This is a genomic window from Legionella sp. PATHC035 (assembly GCF_026191115.1).
Classification (GTDB): domain Bacteria; phylum Pseudomonadota; class Gammaproteobacteria; order Legionellales; family Legionellaceae; genus Legionella.
In genome coordinates, this window is record NZ_JAPHOT010000001.1 from 3,294,056 (window position 1) to 3,315,269 (window position 21,214).

Sequence of the window (21,214 nt, forward strand, 5' to 3'; positions counted from 1 at the left end):
TCTGTTGAGATATTCTGGGTACCAATCTTGGTACCCAATTTAAAATGTAATTCTTTGCTGCTATTTATTGGTTACTAACCACTCCTTTTGCCCCCGGTTAAAAACTGGTTTTAACCGGACAGTTTTTTCGTCTCTTCCTCATGATCTTGTTTTTCCCCTTGTTTTTGCTCTTGTTTTTTCTTTCTCATTTGTTTAAACAGATAGGTCTTATCTACACATACTGGTTCCTTTTCAGTTTTATTCCTTGATGAAACCTGCTCCGATGATGCGAAAAATGTAATCCTTTTGAGCATTTCTTCACATTTAGTTGGGAACAGATTAAGAAAATTCTGGTTGTTTTCTCGTCTTGCTACCTCTAGGGCACTATCGACTGCATTAGTTTGGAGCTGACGTGCTTTGAGTAACTTCACTATTTCCAGTGCTGCCGGGTCGCTTCTTTGGGCCAGTAAATGTAATGCTGTTTCTCCCTTAGTATTTTGAGCATTAATATCGGCACCTTTTTCAATCAGAAACTTAGCCATTTGTAAGCTTGTCTCTTGCTCTTCCTGAGAATCGCCAGAATTTGCGTAGAGTATCGCTAAATGCAAAGGGGGATAACCACCACTCGGTTTATTAATATTTTCCGCTAACGCTTTTGCGTTACGTCTTTGATTCCAGATATTGATTTGGCCTTGTTTTATGTCTTGATGTAAGTGGGTGTCCTGCTCCCTGGAGTGCCATTGGTATTTCTCAGCATCTCGGAGGGAGTTTAATTGATCTTTCATAGTCGCTATATCTTCCTTTAATATCTCAATTAATCCCACCATCTCTTTTTGTAGTTCAACTACTCTCTGAGATTCGAGGGGGTGTATAATCCTATACTCCGTTTTGTGTTTCGTCCTCTGCATGCCAACAAAAATTTCATCGGAGCGTTCTCGAACTCTCTTGTTCATCACCTCCAGGTCACCTAAATCTGCTTTTTTTATTTTAAGTGCTAATATTTGAGACTTATGTTTTGGTAATAATTGCTGTATTACTAAATGCATTTGAGACATTATTTTCAGTGACTTGAGTTGGACTAAATCCTGTTTGCGTGCTTTTTCTTCTACGGCTTTATAAATTTTTGCCTCTTTAGAGTCCTCAATTTTTTTACCTGCCAGACTCCCAAAAACCGCCTTAATAGAACCACTTTCTTCATGCAAAGCTTCTTTTGCTAATGTGAGAGCACATTTATTGCTCCTGTCTTTAATATAGACATCCGCGTATTTACAAATCTCTTTTACAGCTGTTTCTTCCTTATTATTAATTAAAACGTGTAAGAGAGTATTTCCACTTTTATCTTTGATATTAGCCAGGCGCGGTTTATCCTGGAGTGGGGCAGCTTTTATTTCTCCTAGCAATTCATCCCTTACTTTTTTTTCATTAAAATCCATTAAACCAAAATTTTTTATTTTGTTTTGAACGCTTACTTCCCTTTCTCTTGCTGATTTCTCCTCTGCTAATCGTTCCTCTTCTAACCTCTCTTGGGAGTAGGGGGCATCTATATCCTCTGCCAACTCCGCATTGGCATCTACTGTCGAAGTCTGCTCTGCCAAGGGTGATGTGCCTTCTTCCTTCTCGGTTCGAGAGGTGATTAATCCCTCTTTTACGAGCCTGGTGTATATTTGCTGATCCTCTTCAGGTGAAACTTCCGCAAGAAACAGTTGTCCCTTTTCGGTTGCAAAAGTTGGTTTGTCAATCTTTGCTCCAGAACGAATTAATGAGCGAACTGCATCAAGATGATTATTCTCTAATGCTAATTGCAGTGGTGTCTTACCCTCTGCATTTTCCTTATTGATTGGGTTACTCACAAAAAAATCAATTGGATTACTCATGAGTTTGCTTAGGCTACTTTTTTCCTGATTAGATAGCTCTTGAATTTGCTTAATATCTCCACTCTTTGCAGCTAGGTGAAAAAAATTATTTCCAGCACTATCCTGTTTGCTTAAATCAAATTGAGGCCGTTGTTCTTTTAACTTTTGAATAATGATTTCAAAACTGTCTCTTTTCTCTCTTCTATTAGGTTCTTTAGCCTCAGAGTATCTTTTATAGGCGAGGAACAACAGAGTATTAAATTGAGCCGTAGCCTGGGTATGAGCGTTTCTCTCTATTAAATCGTCTATTAATAAATTAACAACCGTTGCTTTTCCCTGTAAAACGGCTGAATCTAAAGGGGTATGCCCGGAAGCGTTAGGAACATTCCACTCCAGCTTTTTAGTTTTTAAGTCACTGAGCAATAGGTTAAGAATTTCAAGATTTCCTTTTGAAACAGCTACATGTAAAGGAGTATTCCCTTTTTTATTTTTAAAATTACTGTCCTTATCGCTGAGCTTATCTAACAACATGCCAACCATTTCAGGTTTTTCCCCTGAAGCGGCAAAATGCAAGGGGGTATTACCGTCTTTATTTTTAGAGTGCCATGGCTCTTCTCTGCCTAACAACAAGCTGGCAGCTCCCACTTCCCCTTGGTGAGCGGCAAAATGTAAGGCATTATTTCCGCTAGAGTCTGGGGCATCAAGATGAATACAGTGTTCCATAATTTGCTTAATTTGGTCTAAGTTACCTGTTTTAGCACTTGATTGGAGTTGTAGGAGAAATTGCTTGTTTTGCATTTGAGTTAGATCAATACCTTCTTTTTCCTTCCCATGCTCTTCAATGAGCAGATCTGTGAATGTTTTTTCTTTGTGACTTTCTAACCAGTCTATTTTTTCCTGAAGTCCAGCCACCTCCTTGGTAAAAGCCTCTACGGCAGCTTTCTTTATTACTGCCTGACTTGAAAGTTCATTGCTTTTCTCTGTAAGCTCTTCTATTTGCCTATTCACAGTAACATAGAGGGATTGAGCAACATCATAAAGTTCAGGAGCGTACTGAGACAGTGACTTTGATTGAAGTTTCTTCAACAAAGTGTCCATTTGCTCGTAAGCCTTTGTAAGGGAATCAAAAGTGGTGACCTGATTTTTGCTGGCAGCAATCTCCTCTCCTATACTTTTTATACCTTGCAAGCTAGAGCTTAACTTGGCTAATTCGTCATTCTCAGCGATCAGAGTGGCTTGTTCAGCTTGTCTGTCTTTTAATCTATCAGCAAAAAAGAAGCGAATAATCGGTAAACCATACCAAAAGATAGAAGTACTCAGGCTATCTATCCGCCTCTGATTATTTATTGAAGCAGACTTGATAGCTTTCGTTTTATTCTCTATTTGATTGTTTTGATCATTTAGATATGATATCAGATGCTCCCAATTTCTATTCTGTCCCATTCGTAAACTTTTTATTTCTTCACCAAGCGTTTCCACTTCTTGTTCGATTTGTTGTTGTTCACTTTTTGCAAATTCACCATCCTGAGTGGAACTAAGTTGAGTTTGTTTATTTTTCTTAATGCTTGAATTGACTTGCTGACTCAAGTTCTCCAAATGTTTTTTTAAACCCACTAAAGTATCTTGCATCTGGAATTGCTTAGAGAGCTTATCCAGTTCATCCGAAAGCTTGGCTATTTTTTGCCTTTTTTGTTCCAGATCCTGTGATGAGTAAAAAGAATCTAACTCTTTCCCAAATTGAACTGCAGCTTTTTTAAAAGCTTCATTAACCTGTTCTATCTCATCAAATATTTTTATAGCACCGTCTATATCTTGCGAATCATCGAGCAATTTCTTGTCTTTTAAAAATTTAAGTCTTTCATTGTTTTGTGCTTTTATAATTTCTAATTGGGCTAGAGCGCTTTCTTGATCGGAATAAAATTCTCGATATTTTTTTTCAATTGCTTGATATTGGTTATTTACTGCCTTATGTTCACTCTCTGCCTGCAAACTCAGGTGTGCAACTCGTTTAGAAAATTCTACAATGCGGCTATTAATCGCTTGATATCTTGACTGACTTAATTTCACTGCATCTAAGCTCATTTGAACCAAGATTTCGCCTAATTTTTTAACATTACTTAAGTCCCCTCCAGAATATATTTTTTCTGCTTGGTCAAAATATTTAAGGTGGACTTCCTCCTTTTGTTTTTCCTCTAATAAAAGTTGTTCAATTTCTTTTAATTCTGTTTCAAGTTCCTGGACCTCTTTACCGTAATTTTTAAGAATCCCTAAATTAATTTTGATATCCACCGGTATTTCTATGTTTCTTATTTCTTTTTCAATTGCGCTTATGTTTTTATTATTACTTTCAACTTGTTCCTGGGCTATATCTCCAATTTGCATCAACACTACGGGACGAGCTAATTTTTCTAAGATGGAAAGAGGATTTGCTGATGTTGCTTTTTTTAATTCCTTGATTAAAGTGAGATAATTTTGGCGTAGAGCAGGATTTTTCTGTAAATCTAAAGGCGAGACTTTTTTTAATTTTTCAATCATTAAATCAATGTAGTCGCCTTCTAGAGATTTATTTTTTGCCAGCAAAGCCCAAGTAATCAGAATACACGCATTCAGACTCATATTTTTCAAAAGTGTTGATTTGAATTCGGATGTATTCTTTAGCTGTATTTGTTGGGACAAATTCGTCCTCATCTCTTGCAGCTGCTTCGTATAAACTGGACTATTACCAACTATCGATTGATACCCTTCCAATCGTTTGTCTAATTTTTCGCAATATTCTCTGGAGGGTTTGGTAAAGATTAAATAGCTACTCAAGAGCTCACCCATGAGTTTTACAATTGTATTTTTTTTATCCTCTCCAATCTTAGCATTGAGATAAGATAGGAGGAATTGAAGTTCCTCTTCTGGTGTTTCAATTTTAGAGGAGTCGGCAATAACAGCATTAAACTCATCTCGATTAGACTCATTTAAGACGCTTTGAAGTCGTTGTTCTACTAATTTACTAAACATAAATGTACTCTCTAAATTGAGCCCGCAAGGACAATTGTTGAACTTTACATTCTTTAATTATACATTTAGTTTATTAAGTTAACATTAATGGGGGATTTTTTTGATTTGAGGATAGTGTGCCGGACATTATTGTTACCTAACGCAAGGTAGTCATGCGTAGGTTTATAGGGAATACTCTTTTATTATAAATTACTTACATTAAGGACTTATTAATTACCTAAAAACGAACTAGCGATTGAGGCAAAGTGCTTAAGGACAAATTGGATGATGCGTAAAACGACGATAAAATAAGGGGGTGTAGCGTGTTAAATTCCCCCTATTAATCGGCCTCGCTTTACTGTTCACATTGATGTTCATACTGTCTGAATTGGTTGAGACATAAAAAGTATCTGGAGTTATTTATAAGCAGACCTGATTAAATAATTATTAAAAAGGTCAAAGCGAACTCGCTTTTTGTTTTTAATGAGGCCTGCTTATTGCATCAACACCAGAAACCTAAAAATCAAACAATCTGTTAATGGATATATTAATGGATTGCAAAAGCGTCGTTTTAAAAGTGTCTTTTGTTGCCAATATTCCTGTTGTCAATAGGGTATCACCATTCATTATTGAGGTATTAGCAAATGATTGTTCATGCCGACTTACGCGACCTTCCAAAGCTGAAAAAGTATACGATGCATCGATAAACCATGAAGGAGTAAGAAAATAGTTCATTCCAATTTGAGCACCACCACCCCATGCCCACATGGTAGGCGAACCATAGTTTACCAAACCGGTTACATTGAGCGTTTCACCATTGACAATGGCATAACCTATGGAGTTGTAATTTTGTGATTGCAAACTGATTAATGAAGGACCTGCACCTAAGTATATGCTTTTATTGTCAAACTTTTTACCAATTAAAGCGAATAAATTCATATCGTGGTTAATGGTTGTTTCAACAGAATCAGCAATTGCATAGCCAAACATTGGGCTCTTGGCACCTGATGCGCTGGTGAGCACCCCAGTTTGAGGCAGGTAAAGATCACGATTCGTTACCACTGCTCCAAGATATTGATAAGTAAATTTAATCCCATAATAAACGCTATCATTATAGTTTCTTAAATATCCAGTTTGAACCTCTGGTGATAAGTTTTGGCTCCAGTTTATAAATGGGGCGGCATTACCTTGGGCAATTCCCGTAGAATTGTACACGCCGTCAATATATAAGCTTGAAATCCCTAAACCCCATGAATTCTGATGAATCCTTAGGGAGTTGTAATTTCCACCTACCCCAATAAAAAAACCTTGAGAATTAGGCGCTGATCCCATAGTCCCTGCGAACGCAGAGGTAGCAAAAATGGAGAGCGATAAAATGGTCTTAAATGATTTGCAACCCATTGATAGTCCTTTATAAAAATTGAAAAAGTTAGTGTATTCACTAATTGACTTGATTTCAATCTTAGAATTTTTAAAAAATGAAAGTGTTGCACTCTGCGGATGCAACATGAACTGGCAGTGAATTGCCTGATATCTAGACCTTGGCATATTCAGTTAAATTGAGATCGATAAAGTGAAGCCCTAAACGCTGTTGATAATATCGAGTCAGCCATATTATCGATTAATATGGCTGAATTAAAACTCGATCAATGTGAATTTCCATATGAAATTGGTTGTGGCGTGGGACTGCTCTCCTCAATTTGCGCCAGAATACCATGAAGCACTTCATCTTTTTCTATGATTGAAACATAATCAGGGTATTTATTCCTCAACACGTCAACATCACTTTTATTATTTAAAACATCAATTAGTAGTTTTGCTGCTAAAATTTGCTTATTGTAGCATCTTAGGTTTGATTTCATTTCCTCTTGTTCATTACTGTAAAAGTGCTGCACAAACAAACTGAATTTCGTAAGAATGCTACTAGGTTCTGCTGGGAGGGCATCCAGTGCATGCACCATGGCTTCCGCTTTTTGACTTTTTTCCTGAATGTATTGTTTTAATTCCTGCATCAGGAAAAACCGGCTCGTAAAGTAGATACATTGAGGGTGATCGTCCCATATTCCAATTCCTTGATTGTAGTAATCATGTTGAAAACCCATTAATTTAGCCCAGCTGTCCCGTTCTGCCTGGGATGCAAAAGCAATAGCCAGTTCTTGTCCCTCATTGGCTAAATAAACACCCTGATCGCCGAGGCTTTTGGAGCTTTTGATGATCATTTGATGATTTTTCGTATCAAGATTCACCATGTGGTGGAAAGACTGCAGGCTCGATTGATAAAATTTCTCAATCAGTGTTGGATCATTAGGACAACAAATACGGAGGCTTGGAGGATTGTTCCAGTTTCCTTTGCAAATCAGTTGCGGGGCAATACTGGCATTATAGCTATTCTTAACGGATTCATTGACTTTGTTGATGTAAGTGCTCACCTCCTCTGGTTTTTTATCAACAGAATCTGCAAAAATTCTATTGATTAGATCCGCTGGTAATTTGGATAAGTTAGATTCTGACTGCATGGAACCTTGTATTAACATCATTGCCAGATTGGTAGGATCAGAGTTCCAGTTTAATACCAGGGGAAAATGATAATCCAGTCCGAAATCTTTGGGAATATGCCCTGCAGAAGCGATTGACTTAAATATCTCCAGGGTTAGTGTCATAGCCGATTCTCCATATTTTCCCCCACATAGATCGAGCCATTGAGGTTCACGATTGAGTAACCTCCTTGCATACCGATCTAAACTGTCATAGAGGTATTGTTCATAAAATTCCTCAAATACATTAGGTAATATATGGGCTTGATCTTCTCCGGGGAAGCGATAAAACCAGGTGTCATTTTCTTTGAAAAGACCAATTTCATGTCGTTCCAAATGTTTACTTGTTTTGTTAAGACAAACAATTAAATGGCGTTCTAATCCCAATACATCAAGTACCATACGGTTTATCTGATTGGATTGAATTTGGCAGCCTTGGGGTAATTCAAATGCGTTTTCATAAACTGTACGCTCCTTTTTCTTTGCACTGTTCACAATTGGTGATGGAAGCTGGACCTCTACTATGTAAGTCGCAAGATACTCAGAATAGGATACAGAAGTATTTTCCTTACCACAGGCACTCGTACGTTCCATTTGTTTAGTAAATAAAACCGGGCTGATTTTGGACTGTTCATTAATCGCCTCTTCAATGGACAGATATGGATTTTTACTAAACTCCTCAATAGAAACATAAATATCATCAACAGCTGAAATTTTTTTGAACCCCATCTTGTATTGGTATACATCATTAGTTGCAACGCGAATGGTGAGCCAAGCACTACTCATTCCTTCTAGCGTAGGGGATGGTTTTATTGATTCATGTTTCATTATTGCCATGGTCAATACTCCTTAAAAAAATTAAAAATTACTGCTTCACGAGCAGCTGAATTAGTTTTAGTAGGAGATAAAGTAAAGACTTGATGGATTAAAACGGGTCGTTTTATCACTGAATTAAAATCTTGAGGAGTAAACAAACCTGAATTTATTTATTCCTGAACTCTACCTCAGCGACAAACCCGTTTATTCATTAAAACTAGAATAATCAGTTCTCCAGCGATCCTTGGGGGAGAAGATAAGTCGTTGTATTTCAAGTTTCGATTCAGGTTGGATCCTGAAGCCTACTCGAAATTGATTTTATTGTACCAAATTAAATCTATATGATCAAATTTAGGATGAAAAAAAGGGCCATAGAGCAATTCTTTATTGATGTTTAACTAATCGTGCAACATGAATGTGAAGTGGTGTTCGCATCATCCACATCACCTACATCATCTTCTTCAACCAACAGGTTTAATTCATTCTGTAAATCGCTGGGAAGATGCTCTATGGGCAATCGGTTGGCTTTCACAGCAAATAAAGATTGACTCAATAAAGAGGAGGAATAGCTTGTGTTAAAACTCAAAAATTGGTTTTGGTTCCATTTATGAAATGTATTGCCAGTAGGTAAAGCTGGAGGAATAAAATCTTTATGAAGCTGCATGCAATATTCGAAAAATAGATTTAAGGTGTGAGGGAAGCAGGGGGTAATGTACAAGCACCCCTTAGCAGCCCGCTCAATGACGGGGATTGCTAATCTCAAAGCGTCCTCATCGGATAATTCCTTGATATTTTTTAAAGCCTTGTTGTAACCCATAAACCAACAAGTGCTCTCACGAACGTAATTGTTATAAAGATTCTCCCCTATATTTTCTGGAGCAATAGAACCATATTTGGAAATTTGCAGAACTATTGCCATATTCAGGGTGCCTATCATGATGTGCTCTAAGCTGAGGGCCGTATATTTGCCAGGTTCGCTCAATAAACCAATGGCTACACTTAATACTTGATGATTCACCTGGTCACTGTAGCTACTTGTTTTCATATCACGTCGAAGTGCTTGAATGAATTTGGGGTAATAGGTGCTTTCTAATTCATATAAGGTAATTAATGGCATTTCTTAGGTTTATTGAATAAAAATGGCAAACAATCATATTATTTTAAAATCAGATGGTCAATTAATTGTTCTTTTTGATTGTTTGGTAACACCAGAAAGATGATGTAGATCACGACAGCCTCAATTTTAATCCCTTGATCGCATCAATCAATATTTTTGATAAAAGTTGCCCTTCATGTCTCAGATTTTCGGGAGCAATCCGATTCTTTGAATTAAAAATAAACTTTTAGATCAAATTGCGTTTAATTAGCTATAATTAAACACACAATCTTGATTGGAATTATTATTATGAGGCGATTAAGTTTTCTTGCACATTCCCATCATCAACAGGGCTTTACCAAAACGGTATTAAATTGTATTAACTCCAGAGGTGGTTCTGTTTTACATGATTTTGGAAAAATCTATAAAGTAAATTCTGAAACCAGTACATTCAAGAACTTTGTGCTGCATTTGGAACAAAATAATCAAGGCCGTTCGTCTCTTTATAGGGGGATGAGTATTTCTGAGGTAACCGATATCTTAAGGAAAGAAAGGTTTGTTTGTCCTCAGTCCAGCAAAAAAGAGTCTCATTACAACATCCCCGAGCACGTAATTCGTAATAACTCTGCTGTATTTGCTTCATTTACACCTTCATTAGTGACTGGGGGGACTTATGCAAGCAGCAGTACCATAGTCCCAAGCACTGGGGCGATAACTGAAACCAATTTGCCTCCTTTCTTTATCAATCCCAAAGAACTGGTAGCAACTCATGAAGAACTTTACGAACGCTATAGCAAACGTTTTGAAATTGAAGAGCGGGAGCAAGCAGGAGAGTTTCAAGGCTTGACTAATGTGATGGAGACGGCAGCCCATAATTCGGAAATTACAATGATTCGAAATTTTGGTAAAACCTATGTTGGTTTGGAAATGCAAGATGTAAGAGCGGTTCATATATTAACTGTTCCGGGTAACGTATTGTGTAAATGGACCTCTATAAATAATCCTCTATATGAAGTAAGTATTGAAAACCCTGGATACAAACAAAGAGTATGTTCGATTAAAGTCGGTTTTGCTGAGCACGATACTTATCTTAAGGAAGAATATGAACAAGTGAACAAAAGAAATCAACTCATGGGGCTCACCCCCGAAGGGTCTAGAGTCATTACAATGCATGAGGCAAAATACATAGCCAAATCGGGTTTGTTAGAAATGCTAAACAGCAAGTATGAAATTGAAGGCGAAACACACGTATTTTCTCATGTTCCAAGTGATATTCCAATTAATGATGTAGCGTCTCTTTGTAAACATATAACCGAAACAATTGAATCGTTACCTAATGTCAAGAAAAAAGGTCCTAAAATAGAAGAGATCACGGATGAACAACCAAAAGAAGGACCTACTCTTAAGTAATTTAAGAATAAGCCTAAATAAATCTTAGTCTATGCAGCGTGCAATCCTCTTTTAGACTAAGATTTAAACCAATTTTTAAACCCAGAGCCCAAAAGCGAGTAATCAGTGCCTTAAGCCTATCTTGGTTTAAATGGCGTAATATTAGGTTTTCCATAGTTTAAGTCATAGTAAGTCTTTAGGGTTCAGGCCGTCCTAAATGGTTTACTACTGTAGTCTGCAGTGTGCCCAGCAATAAAATATTCCCATTATTAGGGTCAAAGGTTGGTGCTGTATTCTGACTAATAGTAATCTGGGTTGAATAATACCTACTATCCACCATAACGGGATAGAGTGGTGTTTCATATATAGTCCCTAAGCCATTCGAATTGGCAATTGGGGTAAGAGTAATGCTCGTTATCGGCGCTTGGCAAGTTTGGCCTATGCCCGCGCGGATGGATGTTGCTCCCTGATAGGCAAGTGTGGTTGTATAACAGGGTAAAGCGCCACCATTCGAAAACGCGACATTCACCGCTGTTTCAGTAGCGCCACCAGAACCACCCACATTATTGGCCAGTAAATTTGCAATATCAATTTGTTGGATGGGGGCATTTGCTGCCTGCAAATTTGTCGAAAAAATCTGTGCTAGCAAACTTAAAGCGGGTATCAATACTTTTTTCATAACCCGTCTCCAATAGTGCTGGGTGACGGAACTTTTTGGGGAATACCAAAGCAATTATTCAGATTAAATGAATTTGTTTGATCCAAATTAGTAAAATTAATAGTACTACTCGAGGGGCTATTAAATGTTCCATTAATCACTACCAAATTCTGCCCTACTTGTAATTGATCCTGCATGACATAATTACCATTCAGGCTATATGAGGTAATCGTGCTTGTTGAGTCAGCTAGAGTACTACCCAATAGAATATATTGAAAAGGATTTTGGGTATCGATATAACAAACTACATTATAGTTTACTCCGGGTATCAGCCCGCTCAGGGAGAGCGACAAGCTCGTTGCGGGAGCAACATTGCCTCCACCACTTAACGTAACAATAGAACTAATTGGCGCAGCGATTACTGTTGCAGTGAGCATAGTACCTAAAGTAATCAAAAAAAAACGTCTATCCATAGAACTCCCTCCTCAAAAGCAATTACCCAAAATCCGTAAGTAATAAGTACTAATTAACATAATTCCTTGGATACTGGCAATGCATTTGTTTCAGTTATCTTGTAGTTTTTAAATGCCCCTTAATCTATCAATCTTCGATAGGTTGCACTTAATGGAAACATGACTGCAGGTGTTATGGATGAGATCCCCCATCTATGCACAGCGTTTCGTCGCGAATGTGATTGACACCTGAGGGAAGCAGCAATTAAACTTAATTTTCCTTAGAAATAGAGCCTCAAGAAAGATTATGACTATGAAACACGGCGAGATTTCGGTAAAAAAAATTGCTGCAACAGAGGTTCAAATTTGCCTTGCTATCCGATATCAAGTATTTGTGGAAGGGCAGAAAATCCCCGTTAATGAAGAAGTCGACGGACTGGATCCTACTAGCGATCATTATCTTTTGTTTTTCAATCAGTTGCCTGTGGGCACTGCACGTGTCCGTTACGTTGAGGATTTTGCTAAAATTGAGCGCGTGGCCATTTTGGAGACCCACCAAAAAAAAGGACTGGGCCAGCTGCTGATGAACTTTATAATAGAGGACCTGCGCCAAAATCGTCAGGTTAAGAAGGCAAAGCTTGGAGCTCAAGTCTATGCCATTCCATTTTATGAAAAATTGGGCTTTGTGGTTTGTAGTAATGAATACCAAGATGCTGGCATTCCTCACAAAGACATGCAACTTAGTTTTAATTAAACGCGCTTTAAATTTTTTTCAAATCCATAAAGGGCTGCTTCGATTAGGAGTATTGAGCATAGAAAATGATTTCCATTTAAAGAAATGGATCACTAAAAATATGTTTGGAAGGAACTCCTGTTAGAAAGATACTGGTTTTAAGTTTATTGGTTGTTTCTTTAGGGCCGCAAACATACACTCGAGTATTAGGAGCATTATTAATGTGTGTTAAGGCTCTGCGCTCAATTAATCCCTCAGGATAACGTCCCTGGCTTTGTAGGACACAAGGGTCATAGATGAAAGAATTAAATGCTCTTGATAAAGCTTCCAACTCATCTTGGTAATAAATGTCCTCATCAGTAAGACCGCCATGGACTAAAGCGATGCCTCCTTGATGGTTTAGACTGAGCGCGCTTTTGGTAATGGCAATGAGCGGTGCCAATCCTGTTCCGGTTCCTGCCAATAACATGTCAAACACTAAATGGTCGGGATTATGGTAAAAACAACGGCCAAAAGGTCCTCTAAGTTTAACTTCTGGATGCTTTGTTGCCTTATTCACAAGCCATTGTCCCATTCTTCCGCTTGGATGGATTTTAATGTGTAACTCAATAAATCCCTCCTGTATGGGGATGTTGGCGATTGAATAGCTGCGCATGGTGCCTTCGGGATTAATCAAATTAAGATATTGTCCGGGTATCCAATAGTTTAAATCATCCACCCCAAGTTTAACTTGCATCACATTGTAGTTAAGTGGTTTAAGTTCAATTAATCGCGCAGTTACCTCGCATTCAGCATGTTCAGGCGCAACGACCTGAAGTGCGGTTTCAGGTTTAGCCAGACAGGCAAGAAAATAGCCTTGCGATTGAAGCGTTTCTGGTAATCCTTCTTGCCATGATGGATCGACCACACCGTCTTTAGCTTTAATCAGACAGGACTGGCAAATACCCGCCTGACATGAGTTAGGATAATGCACACCATGTCGCAGAAGGCATTGTAAAACATTTTCCTTAGGTCCTAAGGGATAAGATTGATTGTTGAAGTCTATAATACTCATGGGCGCCCCAATACTTCATTGCGAACACTATTGGCAATAGATGCCACTTGTTCAATATCTTTTTCTGCTGCGCCTAATTCTTTGAGGGTTGCACCCAAATGTTCGATAACAATATCCACGTGTGTATCATTTAATCCACGTTTGATTAAATGAGCATGTCCTTCGCGCATGCTTTTCCCGCTGTAGTGATTGGGGCCTCCAAACACCATGGTTAAAAATCCTTTTTGTTTTAATATTTGTTGTTCCATATCAATGTCATCAAAAAAATGACTCACACGCTCATCCCGTAACATTTTACGATAGAAAATATCAACAGCAGTATTTACTGCGTTATGGCCTCCCAAACCCTCAAATAACGACTCAGTCATGGTATACTCCTTAAAGATGTATTTGCAATACATCTTATAAAAAGAAATAATCAGAGTCAACTCACAATTTGGAATTAATGATGCAACTGACACAATTTACGGATTACTCATTACGAGCCTTAATTTATATCGCTCTTAGAAAAGATTCATGCACGATTAAAGACATCACAGAGGCCTATGGCATTTCGAACAATCATCTGATTAAAATCATTCACAATTTAGCCAAGCTTGGACTGATCAAAACCATCCGCGGTAAGAATGGTGGTATTTTAATGGCTACCCAGCCTGAAGCGATTAATTTAGGCCAACTCGTTTTTCAATTAGAGCCCCATTTTGATTTGGTCCCTTGTTTTAATAAAGAAAAGGCCAACTGCTGTATTGCTCCTGTATGTAAATTAAAGGGTATCTTGCACGAAGCCCAAGCTGTGTTCATGAAGACCTTAGAGCGTTATACTTTGGCTGATGTTTTGCACAACCCCAATGAACTGTCTGTTTTCTTGAATATTAAATAAATTATTATGTGATTCTTTGGGCGAGCAAAAGAGCAAACATCCCTGATAATGGTCTTCCCAGCTCATCTTGTTTATGCAAATGACCTACGGATTCTTGATATTCAAGTATCGACCAGCCACTGTCTTGATAGACATGATAGAGGGCTTCTTTTTGCGGCAGAAAGGTGAAAAACTCTGGCATTGAATAAAGTTCTGAATGAACAGGAAATACTAAAAAATGATATCCTTTCCTCTTCGTGGTTTTTTGAAGTTCGCTGAGTAATTCAGGAATGCGCTGGGGGTTTAAAAATTGCAGAGTAACCGTAGAAAGTACTAGATCATAATGTTCTGGTTCAAGATTCAGCGGTTGATTTAAGTCATGGAGTCGCGTATTGACCCCGGACAATGTCTCCTTATGGGCGATATCCTCAAGGCTTTCCAAAGCTGAGGGATTATGATCAATCCCAGTTACCCTATGGCCCATATTGGCTAAGTACAATAAATTTCTTCCTGAGCCACAGCCTACATCAAGAATGGATGCGGCGTGCAAATGACGCAAATAAGTCTGATAGACATACACTAAATCACTGTGTGCTGCCCCTAAACCGTATTTTTTATTGAAATATCGCTGAGGCATACAATAAAACTCAAGATTTGCCTTAAAAGGTTCGCTGACAGGGATAATTTTATGCCATGCAGCAGGGGGGATGAGTAAGTGGGGATGTTCTTTGCTGATTCGAGTGCGTGATAGTTCTTGTCCCTGGCCGTTGAGGAATAAAAAATCAATTGTTCCCTCGTGCAGGGTGAGTTGCCCCCAAGTTCCTTCTTTAGTGCTGTGTTTTTTCAAGAAAAATTTCAATTTTCCATGGCTATCAATTTCGATGTGCTTGTAACACTTTAAGTCGCCGTATTCTGCCCTCATGATGCACCTCATATTTTTGCTTATCCATAAGTCTCTTAGGGGTTGCTGCTCTTAGTATCTGTAAGCTCTGAATGTAGCTCGGTCAAAAGGGTACGCTCGTTCGCCAATTTATCCGCTAACTGATGGTTTACATCACGATGCTCTTCTTCATCAATACGTACCGCCAATAGCACATCACGTAATCGCGCATCATCAGCTAAGTCCCAGTATTTTTTAGCAATATCTGGAGCCTGGCAATTTTCAATACGACCATCATCTAATTCTTGCAAATAATGGGTATAGCTGACAACAGCCTCTTCTTCAAGATAACCCACGAAGCGATGGGCTGTTTTTGAGGAAAGAATATACATCAACAAATATAAAACGACGAAAATAGCTTGTGCTATGAAAATAATAACTCGTTCAAACCAATTAGGTTGGGCAATATACATAAAAGTAATCAAATGCATTCGCTCATTTTCTGCTTCATCCAACAACGTTTTAATCCACCCCTCATCATTTTTGATTTTTCTTAAGCAACGCAAGTGCAGTAATGCAGCGCCAACCATGCCAGGTACCGCGGCAACTGTTTCAAGGACTATTGCTCGATTTCCATATCGTTTTTGAAAAAAGGTATCAGCAAAAAAGCGGAAAAATTTAACAAGTCCAAAGGCAACTTTATCACTGATGGTTTGAGCAGGTTTATGAGTTGCTGACATGGTGGGCTCCTTTGATTAGGTTATTGATGATGATTATAATAAAGATGTATTTAAAATACAACTTTAAAGAGATGCTCTCTTTGTTTCAAGAGTTAAGCACTCGCTTAACTTGGACTTTTCCAGCTGCTTTGCAATTTCAATCGGGTAGGGGGCATGTGAATTTTGTCACTGATAGCAAATGATTTCATTGGAAAATGGGTTAATCCATAGCGGCAAGATAAGTGATATAATTTCACCATTTTTTATTTATCTTGGACGTAGTTGAATGAGTAACATCACCACACATAAGGCTCGCTTTTGTTTTAAACCAGTGGATAAATCACAACATGAGCTTGTTCTAAATTGGATTCATCAACCGCATATTAATGAATGGCTTCATGGAGAGGGGTTAAACAATACCATCAAAGACCTTGGTCAATTCTTAAATCATGGTAACCCCTGGGCTACTCATTGGATAGCCTATGATAAAGAAATTCCTTTTGCTTATTTAATTACTTCTGAAGTGGAGCAATCAGAGGAATATCCTGATGGCGCAATGACACTCGATTTATTCATTTGCAGATTGGATTATATCGGTAAGGGATTGTCTGTGCAGATGATTCATGAATTTATTTTGGGTCCGCTTTCTGATGCGAAAACAGTACTGATTGATCCAGAAATCTCTAATGAGCGAGCGGTTCATGTTTATAAAAAAGCGGGTTTTGAAATCATTGGGGAATTTATAGCATCATGGCATCCAGTACCACACTATAAAATGCAGTTGAGTGTTGAAGTGCTAAAAAACAAATTGGACCCTTAGCGCAATTGTTGCAAGATTGAATTTGCCCAGTCAACTCAGTGCTTTTCTTTCTCTTGATTTCTGGCTTCATGTCCCATTCAATCAATATGCTAAACTAAATATATTGATGCGTTACAGTTGATTGGCCGATTCTCATTCTTAACGATATTGAAACGCTTCTGAAAATCTATCTATTATGGAGAGCATTATGAAAATAAAGGGATTTTTTATATCTATAGTATTGTTATCCACTGCAATTGCAACATCCTCATTTGCTGGTTCCGAAGAAAACACAGTTGATAATAAACTCAATGCAGCGATTACACCCAAAATTTTTGAGATGGCAAAAAAGAATGAAAACTGGAAGCTGGCCTTTGTGACCGGCAAGGATGCTCAAGTTGTTTTTATGAATATCACCCCTAAAACAAATCCCAAAAATGAGATTGGGATGGAAACCCATAAATTTGATCAGGTCATCTTTGTTGTAGAAGGTCAGGCTAAATCAGTGCTCAATGGTAAAAAATCAACGGTTAGAGCAGGGGATATGATCTTTATCCCTCAAGGGATACCCCATAATTTTATTAATCTGAATGCAAACAAACCGTTTAAAATCATTAGCGTTTACTCCGCTACTGATATTCCTGAGCATGCAACCTATAAACACAAATCAGATATGCCAGGAGAATAACTTGCCGGCATATTGACCAAGACTTTTTTATAGGAGCTTTGCTGTATGCAACATAAAGAATATCATCGAATTGAACGCGTTGGTTGGTTACGTGCTGCCGTATTGGGTGCCAACGACGGTATAATATCTACTGCAAGCTTATTGATTGGTGTTGCTGCTGCGCACACGCCATATCATGGAATTCTTATCGCGGGGTTTGCCGGATTAATTGCTGGTGCGATGTCGATGGCTGCGGGTGAGTATATCTCGGTAAGTTCTCAGGCAGATACCGAAAAGTCTGCCCTAAAACGTGAAAAAAAAGAACTTGAGTCAAGTTTGCCTGATGAAATCCAGGAGCTCACTAGTATCTATATCAATCGGGGACTAGAACCTGGGCTTGCAAAAGAAGTTGTTAAGCAATTGATGGCTAAGGATGCATTAGGCACCCATGCTCGCGATGAGCTTGGTATTACTGAAGTTTCGAGTGCACGCCCTCTTCAAGCGGCATTATTTTCCGCGTGCAGTTTTACTGTGGGTTCATTATTACCATTATTCATGATTTTTATTGCTCCCCAAAATCATCTTATTCTAATCATATCAGTGATGGCGGTTCTTTTTTTAGCATTACTCGGGGCAGTGGCTGCAAAGGTTGGTGAAGCGCCCGTAGTATCCGGAGCGGTGCGTGTGGTGGTTTGGGGGACGCTTGCGATGATTGTGAGTGCTGGTATTGGTTCCTTATTGGGGATCGCTGTCTAGGATTAAGGACAGTGAGCAATTGTCATTGCCCATGGATGGAGCCTTCAGCAGTGTCTTTTCTAATTCATTATTAAGCCCTGCTTTCTTTTGTGTTATAAGCAATTTTAAAAAAATCGAGGAACTGCATTTTCAGCTCCTCATTAGATCTGGCGCCGTTACTTGATGTGTGACTTGCTGTCCAAGTCATTTACATGGTCTACAAAATAGAACAATTATTCGGTCTATATCGGTCAAATTCTGATGAATTATATTGTTCTAATCAGGGGCCATTAAAAAAGTATAATCCTTTCTCTAAAGCACTATTTTAGAACCTCTTGAATGTTATGACATTTGTAGATGTCTTAATCGAAACTCCAGTTTAAACGACTTAATTTATTCGTATCTTGGGATAGAATTTCTTGATTGCAATTTCTTTTTAAATGCACTTGATAAGCATATTCCGCTGCTTTTTTATAAGTGGATGATAAAATCGATTCATCGAGTGGTAAATTGATATCAATGCGGTGTGCAGCAATGATATTTTGAATGCTCGGATCATCTAAAATCGCTACCATTTCCGCAAAACTATGAAATCCTCTTTTCCATGTGAATGCAATAAATGCTTTGATGAGATTATCGGCATCGGCTTGAAGTAGCGTTTTGGGGTCTGATTTATGCTGAATTAAGTAACGTTCTAAAACTATAATAAAAATAATAGTATGACCTGATAAGGAATTGACAAAAGGAACATGAGGATGTGATTTTGAATAACCATGTTCGACATTTTCATTAATAAGCGCTAAATCTGCAAGTCGATTCGCAGTGGCGGGGATCACCTCATCGAAAGGATTATACGCTAAGGTCTTCATAATTCCCGGATTACTACTATATACTTTTTCTGCTTTAGTATCGAATCGATTCCTTCCTCGATCTTTAACTTTATATAACGCAGAATGGTTCTTGATTGATTTATCTTTTTCGGCTATTTCTGCCACATGTTCGCATTGCTCCATACGATCAACGACGAGTTCAGCATCATCAAGGGATTGCACGATTTTAGGTATGTCAATTGTTGGATCAATCTCATTAATTAGTTCTGAAAGTTTTGTGATGGTTGCAAATTCTGCTTCGCTAAGGCTGTTCCATAATTTTAAAGCAAATCGGGTTTCGAAGTAGCGTCTACTATCCAGAGCCAGTGGATTATCGGTCAATGTTGAAACTTGGGATTGGATCAAAGAGCGTTCATCATCAGATATTTCATTGTGATCTCGGCAAATTTGTACTATCAATTGTATTGCGTCGGTCTTTTGATTTGTTAAGTACATGACTTGAATCGCATGCAATTCATTTTTTATTGTATCGCCGATCTTTTCCTCTAAGAACATCGTGCTCAATAGGATAAAATCAGACCAGTCCAATGCTGACGACAGCATGGAATGGAGTGCATTTAATTTTTTAGATTGTACAGATGAGCTATGGATATTTTGGTCATGACGATTAAAAAACATGGTAAAGGCTCCTCAAAACATAAGAATACTTATGAAGTAGTTTTAAAAAAAATTATTGAGGAGCCTTCAGCAAAATCTTTCGAAAACGATGTAACTCAGGAAGACTCAAAGATTAGCTACACCAGCCGATTTCTTGTGCCAAATCTTATCAATAGATCTTAAATTAATCAAGTGTTATCTAATTTGCGCAGAACGTAGAAACGTTTTAATCGTTTTTTGAAGAACAAGTTAATGCCAAAAGCTGATCCATTGGGTAGAGCGCCCCAAAATAACTTGATTGTAAAACGTTCTTTATGCGGTAAATTATCTTTTTTTGGGGGGAATTTATTTCTCGTAAAAAAATCGTAAAACCCTATAGCGCACACGCAGATAGATTCTATTTTTATATACAATTGTTCCATTATTGATAAATTTGAATTGGATATTCCTCATGAAAAAAGACGAACATCAACCAGCCTCTGGAACAACAGGCGACCCACAAACCTCTTCTACAGGATTAGCTTTGCAACAGTTAAATAAGGAAGCCGAAAAGAAAGAGGCTGCTGCTGAATCGGCAAAGATACGTTGTCGGATATGTTTTAAAGAAACCGCTCCAACCCCTCGATGTTTCGGACATGGGGGCGGTGGAGGCGGTGGCGGTGAGGGAGGTGGCTCTGACAATACCTCAGAAGAAAAATCTGGCTATGGTCATGATAAACCTCTGATCAAGTCAGACCACTTAGTTGATGATACGGAAGAATTATTAGGTGAGTTTCGATCAACGGAAGAGAGTGAAGAGCTTGATCCAGAGTCTCATTCAGATGAAAAAAGTTTTGATCCGGGCGTCATTGCTGAGTTAGTTGCTAAAGGGTTATTGGTTATTGATAATGACCGAAAGTCGTTGACTCTGACTATTAATTTACAGTGTGATCCCAATTCATTATCTGAAGAACAAAGGGAAGAGTTGAAGAAATTCATGAAGGCTATTCTAAATGAATTCAATGCATTTAAAGAAAAACATCATTTATCCGATGATTGCCTCAACATGACTGAAGATGAAGAAGGAAATATAGTTTCACTTCGCATTAGTTTGCCTACATTAAAGATATATGACGAATTTATCCAGCAGTTGGCTCATAATTTACTGCCCACACCAAGCCCGAAATTCCAAACGAAGGGTGAGCACAAGGAAACTAAAGATTTTGCGCCGACCCCTTTGTCAATGGAGCCAAAACCAACTGATAAAAATAAGCATCTTGTGCACGATGTAGCGAATCAAAACAAAGATATTTCTGGTATGGAAGTTGAGCCTGAAGACAAGCCAGGAATCTTTGAACTATCTCCTTATCTGATGAAAATGAAACCATGGTAAAAATGAATCTAAGTAAACAATGTAACACGTAGAAAAGGTAAAACACACTGAAGATAGGGCACCGACGTGTCGGTGCCTTGTGCTAAAATAGGGCACGCCTTCCCATTTTCAGGGGCTAACCAAGTGTGCAAAACCTTATTTTTTAAA

18 protein-coding genes are annotated in these 21,214 nt (G+C 38.2%); 7 read left to right on the plus strand and 11 right to left on the minus strand.

Going from position 1 to position 21,214, the window contains the following annotated elements:
* Positions 1-110: 110 nt before the first annotated feature.
* The 4 genes from OQJ13_RS14340 to OQJ13_RS14355 form a co-directional block, all read right to left on the minus strand.
* The gene (locus OQJ13_RS14340) at positions 111-4,838 is read right to left on the minus strand and encodes an ankyrin repeat domain-containing protein (protein WP_265711512.1); all 4,728 of its coding nucleotides are present in this window, start codon (positions 4,836-4,838) and stop codon (positions 111-113) included.
* Between the two features lie 495 nt (positions 4,839-5,333).
* Entirely contained in the window at positions 5,334-6,218 is an 885-nt protein-coding gene (locus tag OQJ13_RS14345) for an outer membrane protein (protein WP_265711513.1), read from the minus strand.
* A 245-nt stretch (positions 6,219-6,463) separates the two neighbouring features.
* A complete protein-coding gene (locus OQJ13_RS14350) occupies positions 6,464-8,188 on the minus strand; it encodes a hypothetical protein (RefSeq protein WP_265711514.1) in 1,725 nt (574 codons plus the stop codon).
* Positions 8,189-8,561: 373 nt separating this feature from the next.
* Positions 8,562-9,284 (minus strand): hypothetical protein, encoded by a 723-nt coding sequence (locus tag OQJ13_RS14355; protein WP_265711515.1) that lies wholly within the window; start codon positions 9,282-9,284, stop codon positions 8,562-8,564.
* Positions 9,285-9,572: 288 nt separating this feature from the next.
* Between OQJ13_RS14355 and OQJ13_RS14360 the strand changes: the two genes are divergently transcribed.
* Positions 9,573-10,673 (plus strand): hypothetical protein, encoded by a 1,101-nt coding sequence (locus tag OQJ13_RS14360; RefSeq protein WP_265711517.1) that lies wholly within the window; start codon positions 9,573-9,575, stop codon positions 10,671-10,673.
* Positions 10,674-10,848: 175 nt separating this feature from the next.
* Here OQJ13_RS14360 and OQJ13_RS14365 read toward each other — a convergent pair whose 3' ends face one another.
* A complete protein-coding gene (locus tag OQJ13_RS14365; protein ID WP_265711518.1) occupies positions 10,849-11,331 on the minus strand; it encodes a hypothetical protein in 483 nt (160 codons plus the stop codon).
* Positions 11,328-11,783, minus strand: coding sequence for a hypothetical protein (locus tag OQJ13_RS14370; RefSeq protein WP_058387556.1), 456 nt, complete (start codon positions 11,781-11,783; stop codon positions 11,328-11,330). Before OQJ13_RS14370 ends, OQJ13_RS14365 begins: the two co-directional genes overlap by 4 nt.
* A gap of 292 nt (positions 11,784-12,075) precedes the next feature.
* On the opposite strand from OQJ13_RS14370, the gene OQJ13_RS14375 reads away from it, so the two are divergent.
* On the plus strand, positions 12,076-12,516 hold the full coding sequence (locus OQJ13_RS14375) for a GNAT family N-acetyltransferase (RefSeq protein ID WP_265711519.1): 441 nt from the start codon (positions 12,076-12,078) through the stop codon (positions 12,514-12,516).
* A 76-nt stretch (positions 12,517-12,592) separates the two neighbouring features.
* Here OQJ13_RS14375 and OQJ13_RS14380 read toward each other — a convergent pair whose 3' ends face one another.
* Both OQJ13_RS14380 and OQJ13_RS14385 read right to left on the minus strand, forming a co-directional pair.
* Positions 12,593-13,549, minus strand: coding sequence for an FAD-binding oxidoreductase (locus tag OQJ13_RS14380; protein ID WP_265711520.1), 957 nt, complete (start codon positions 13,547-13,549; stop codon positions 12,593-12,595).
* Positions 13,546-13,917 (minus strand): group I truncated hemoglobin, encoded by a 372-nt coding sequence (locus tag OQJ13_RS14385; protein ID WP_265711521.1) that lies wholly within the window; start codon positions 13,915-13,917, stop codon positions 13,546-13,548. The genes OQJ13_RS14380 and OQJ13_RS14385 overlap by 4 nt, the downstream gene beginning before the upstream one ends.
* Before the next feature lie 80 nt (positions 13,918-13,997).
* Here OQJ13_RS14385 and OQJ13_RS14390 point away from each other — a divergent pair, with 80 nt between their 5' ends.
* Positions 13,998-14,429 carry an Rrf2 family transcriptional regulator gene (locus tag OQJ13_RS14390; protein ID WP_265711954.1) on the plus strand — a complete coding sequence of 144 codons (432 nt, stop codon included), beginning with the start codon at positions 13,998-14,000 and terminating at the stop codon, positions 14,427-14,429.
* Positions 14,430-14,433: 4 nt separating this feature from the next.
* Here the strand turns inward: OQJ13_RS14390 and tehB are convergent, their stop codons facing one another.
* Together tehB and OQJ13_RS14400 are read right to left on the minus strand one after the other, a co-directional pair.
* On the minus strand, positions 14,434-15,330 hold the full coding sequence (gene tehB / locus OQJ13_RS14395) for an SAM-dependent methyltransferase TehB (protein ID WP_265711522.1): 897 nt from the start codon (positions 15,328-15,330) through the stop codon (positions 14,434-14,436).
* 35 nt (positions 15,331-15,365) lie between these two features.
* Positions 15,366-16,028 carry an alternative oxidase gene (locus OQJ13_RS14400; RefSeq protein WP_265711523.1) on the minus strand — a complete coding sequence of 221 codons (663 nt, stop codon included), beginning with the start codon at positions 16,026-16,028 and terminating at the stop codon, positions 15,366-15,368.
* Positions 16,029-16,293: 265 nt separating this feature from the next.
* Between OQJ13_RS14400 and OQJ13_RS14405 the strand changes: the two genes are divergently transcribed.
* The 3 genes from OQJ13_RS14405 to OQJ13_RS14415 all read left to right on the plus strand — a co-directional run bounded on the left by OQJ13_RS14405 (position 16,294) and on the right by OQJ13_RS14415 (position 18,229).
* Entirely contained in the window at positions 16,294-16,827 is a 534-nt protein-coding gene (locus tag OQJ13_RS14405) for a GNAT family N-acetyltransferase (protein ID WP_265711524.1), read from the plus strand.
* 187 nt (positions 16,828-17,014) lie between these two features.
* The gene (locus tag OQJ13_RS14410; RefSeq protein WP_265711525.1) at positions 17,015-17,494 is read left to right on the plus strand and encodes a cupin domain-containing protein; all 480 of its coding nucleotides are present in this window, start codon (positions 17,015-17,017) and stop codon (positions 17,492-17,494) included.
* 45 nt (positions 17,495-17,539) lie between these two features.
* Positions 17,540-18,229, plus strand: coding sequence for a VIT1/CCC1 transporter family protein (locus OQJ13_RS14415; protein WP_265711526.1), 690 nt, complete (start codon positions 17,540-17,542; stop codon positions 18,227-18,229).
* A gap of 341 nt (positions 18,230-18,570) precedes the next feature.
* On the opposite strand, the gene OQJ13_RS14420 is transcribed toward OQJ13_RS14415, so the two are convergent.
* Positions 18,571-19,716: a hypothetical protein gene (locus OQJ13_RS14420; protein ID WP_265711527.1), complete on the minus strand. Its 1,146-nt coding sequence runs from the start codon at positions 19,714-19,716 to the stop codon at positions 18,571-18,573.
* Between the two features lie 430 nt (positions 19,717-20,146).
* Between OQJ13_RS14420 and OQJ13_RS14425 the strand changes: the two genes are divergently transcribed.
* Positions 20,147-21,067, plus strand: a complete 921-nt coding sequence (locus tag OQJ13_RS14425; protein ID WP_265711528.1) for a hypothetical protein — start codon at positions 20,147-20,149, stop codon at positions 21,065-21,067.
* Positions 21,068-21,214 lie beyond the last annotated feature (147 nt).

Bases quoted from the DNA above. Each gene is read 5' to 3' on its own strand.
- OQJ13_RS14375 (WP_265711519.1), top strand. From the start codon at position 12,076: ATGAAACACGGCGAGATTTCGGTAAAAAAAATTGCTGCAACAGAGGTT.
- OQJ13_RS14365 (WP_265711518.1), bottom strand. From the start codon at position 11,331: ATGAAAAAAGTATTGATACCCGCTTTAAGTTTGCTAGCACAGATTTTT.
- OQJ13_RS14390 (WP_265711954.1), top strand. From the start codon at position 13,998: ATGCAACTGACACAATTTACGGATTACTCATTACGAGCCTTAATTTAT.
- OQJ13_RS14340 (WP_265711512.1), bottom strand. From the start codon at position 4,838: ATGTTTAGTAAATTAGTAGAACAACGACTTCAAAGCGTCTTAAATGAG.
- OQJ13_RS14360 (WP_265711517.1), top strand. From the start codon at position 9,573: ATGAGGCGATTAAGTTTTCTTGCACATTCCCATCATCAACAGGGCTTT.
- OQJ13_RS14410 (WP_265711525.1), top strand. From the start codon at position 17,015: ATGAAAATAAAGGGATTTTTTATATCTATAGTATTGTTATCCACTGCA.
- OQJ13_RS14420 (WP_265711527.1), bottom strand. From the start codon at position 19,716: ATGTTTTTTAATCGTCATGACCAAAATATCCATAGCTCATCTGTACAA.
- OQJ13_RS14355 (WP_265711515.1), bottom strand. From the start codon at position 9,284: ATGCCATTAATTACCTTATATGAATTAGAAAGCACCTATTACCCCAAA.
- OQJ13_RS14405 (WP_265711524.1), top strand. From the start codon at position 16,294: ATGAGTAACATCACCACACATAAGGCTCGCTTTTGTTTTAAACCAGTG.
- OQJ13_RS14425 (WP_265711528.1), top strand. From the start codon at position 20,147: ATGAAAAAAGACGAACATCAACCAGCCTCTGGAACAACAGGCGACCCA.
- OQJ13_RS14415 (WP_265711526.1), top strand. From the start codon at position 17,540: ATGCAACATAAAGAATATCATCGAATTGAACGCGTTGGTTGGTTACGT.
- OQJ13_RS14400 (WP_265711523.1), bottom strand. From the start codon at position 16,028: ATGTCAGCAACTCATAAACCTGCTCAAACCATCAGTGATAAAGTTGCC.
- OQJ13_RS14345 (WP_265711513.1), bottom strand. From the start codon at position 6,218: ATGGGTTGCAAATCATTTAAGACCATTTTATCGCTCTCCATTTTTGCT.
- OQJ13_RS14385 (WP_265711521.1), bottom strand. From the start codon at position 13,917: ATGACTGAGTCGTTATTTGAGGGTTTGGGAGGCCATAACGCAGTAAAT.
- OQJ13_RS14370 (WP_058387556.1), bottom strand. From the start codon at position 11,783: ATGGATAGACGTTTTTTTTTGATTACTTTAGGTACTATGCTCACTGCA.
- tehB (WP_265711522.1), bottom strand. From the start codon at position 15,330: ATGAGGGCAGAATACGGCGACTTAAAGTGTTACAAGCACATCGAAATT.
- OQJ13_RS14380 (WP_265711520.1), bottom strand. From the start codon at position 13,549: ATGAGTATTATAGACTTCAACAATCAATCTTATCCCTTAGGACCTAAG.
- OQJ13_RS14350 (WP_265711514.1), bottom strand. From the start codon at position 8,188: ATGGCAATAATGAAACATGAATCAATAAAACCATCCCCTACGCTAGAA.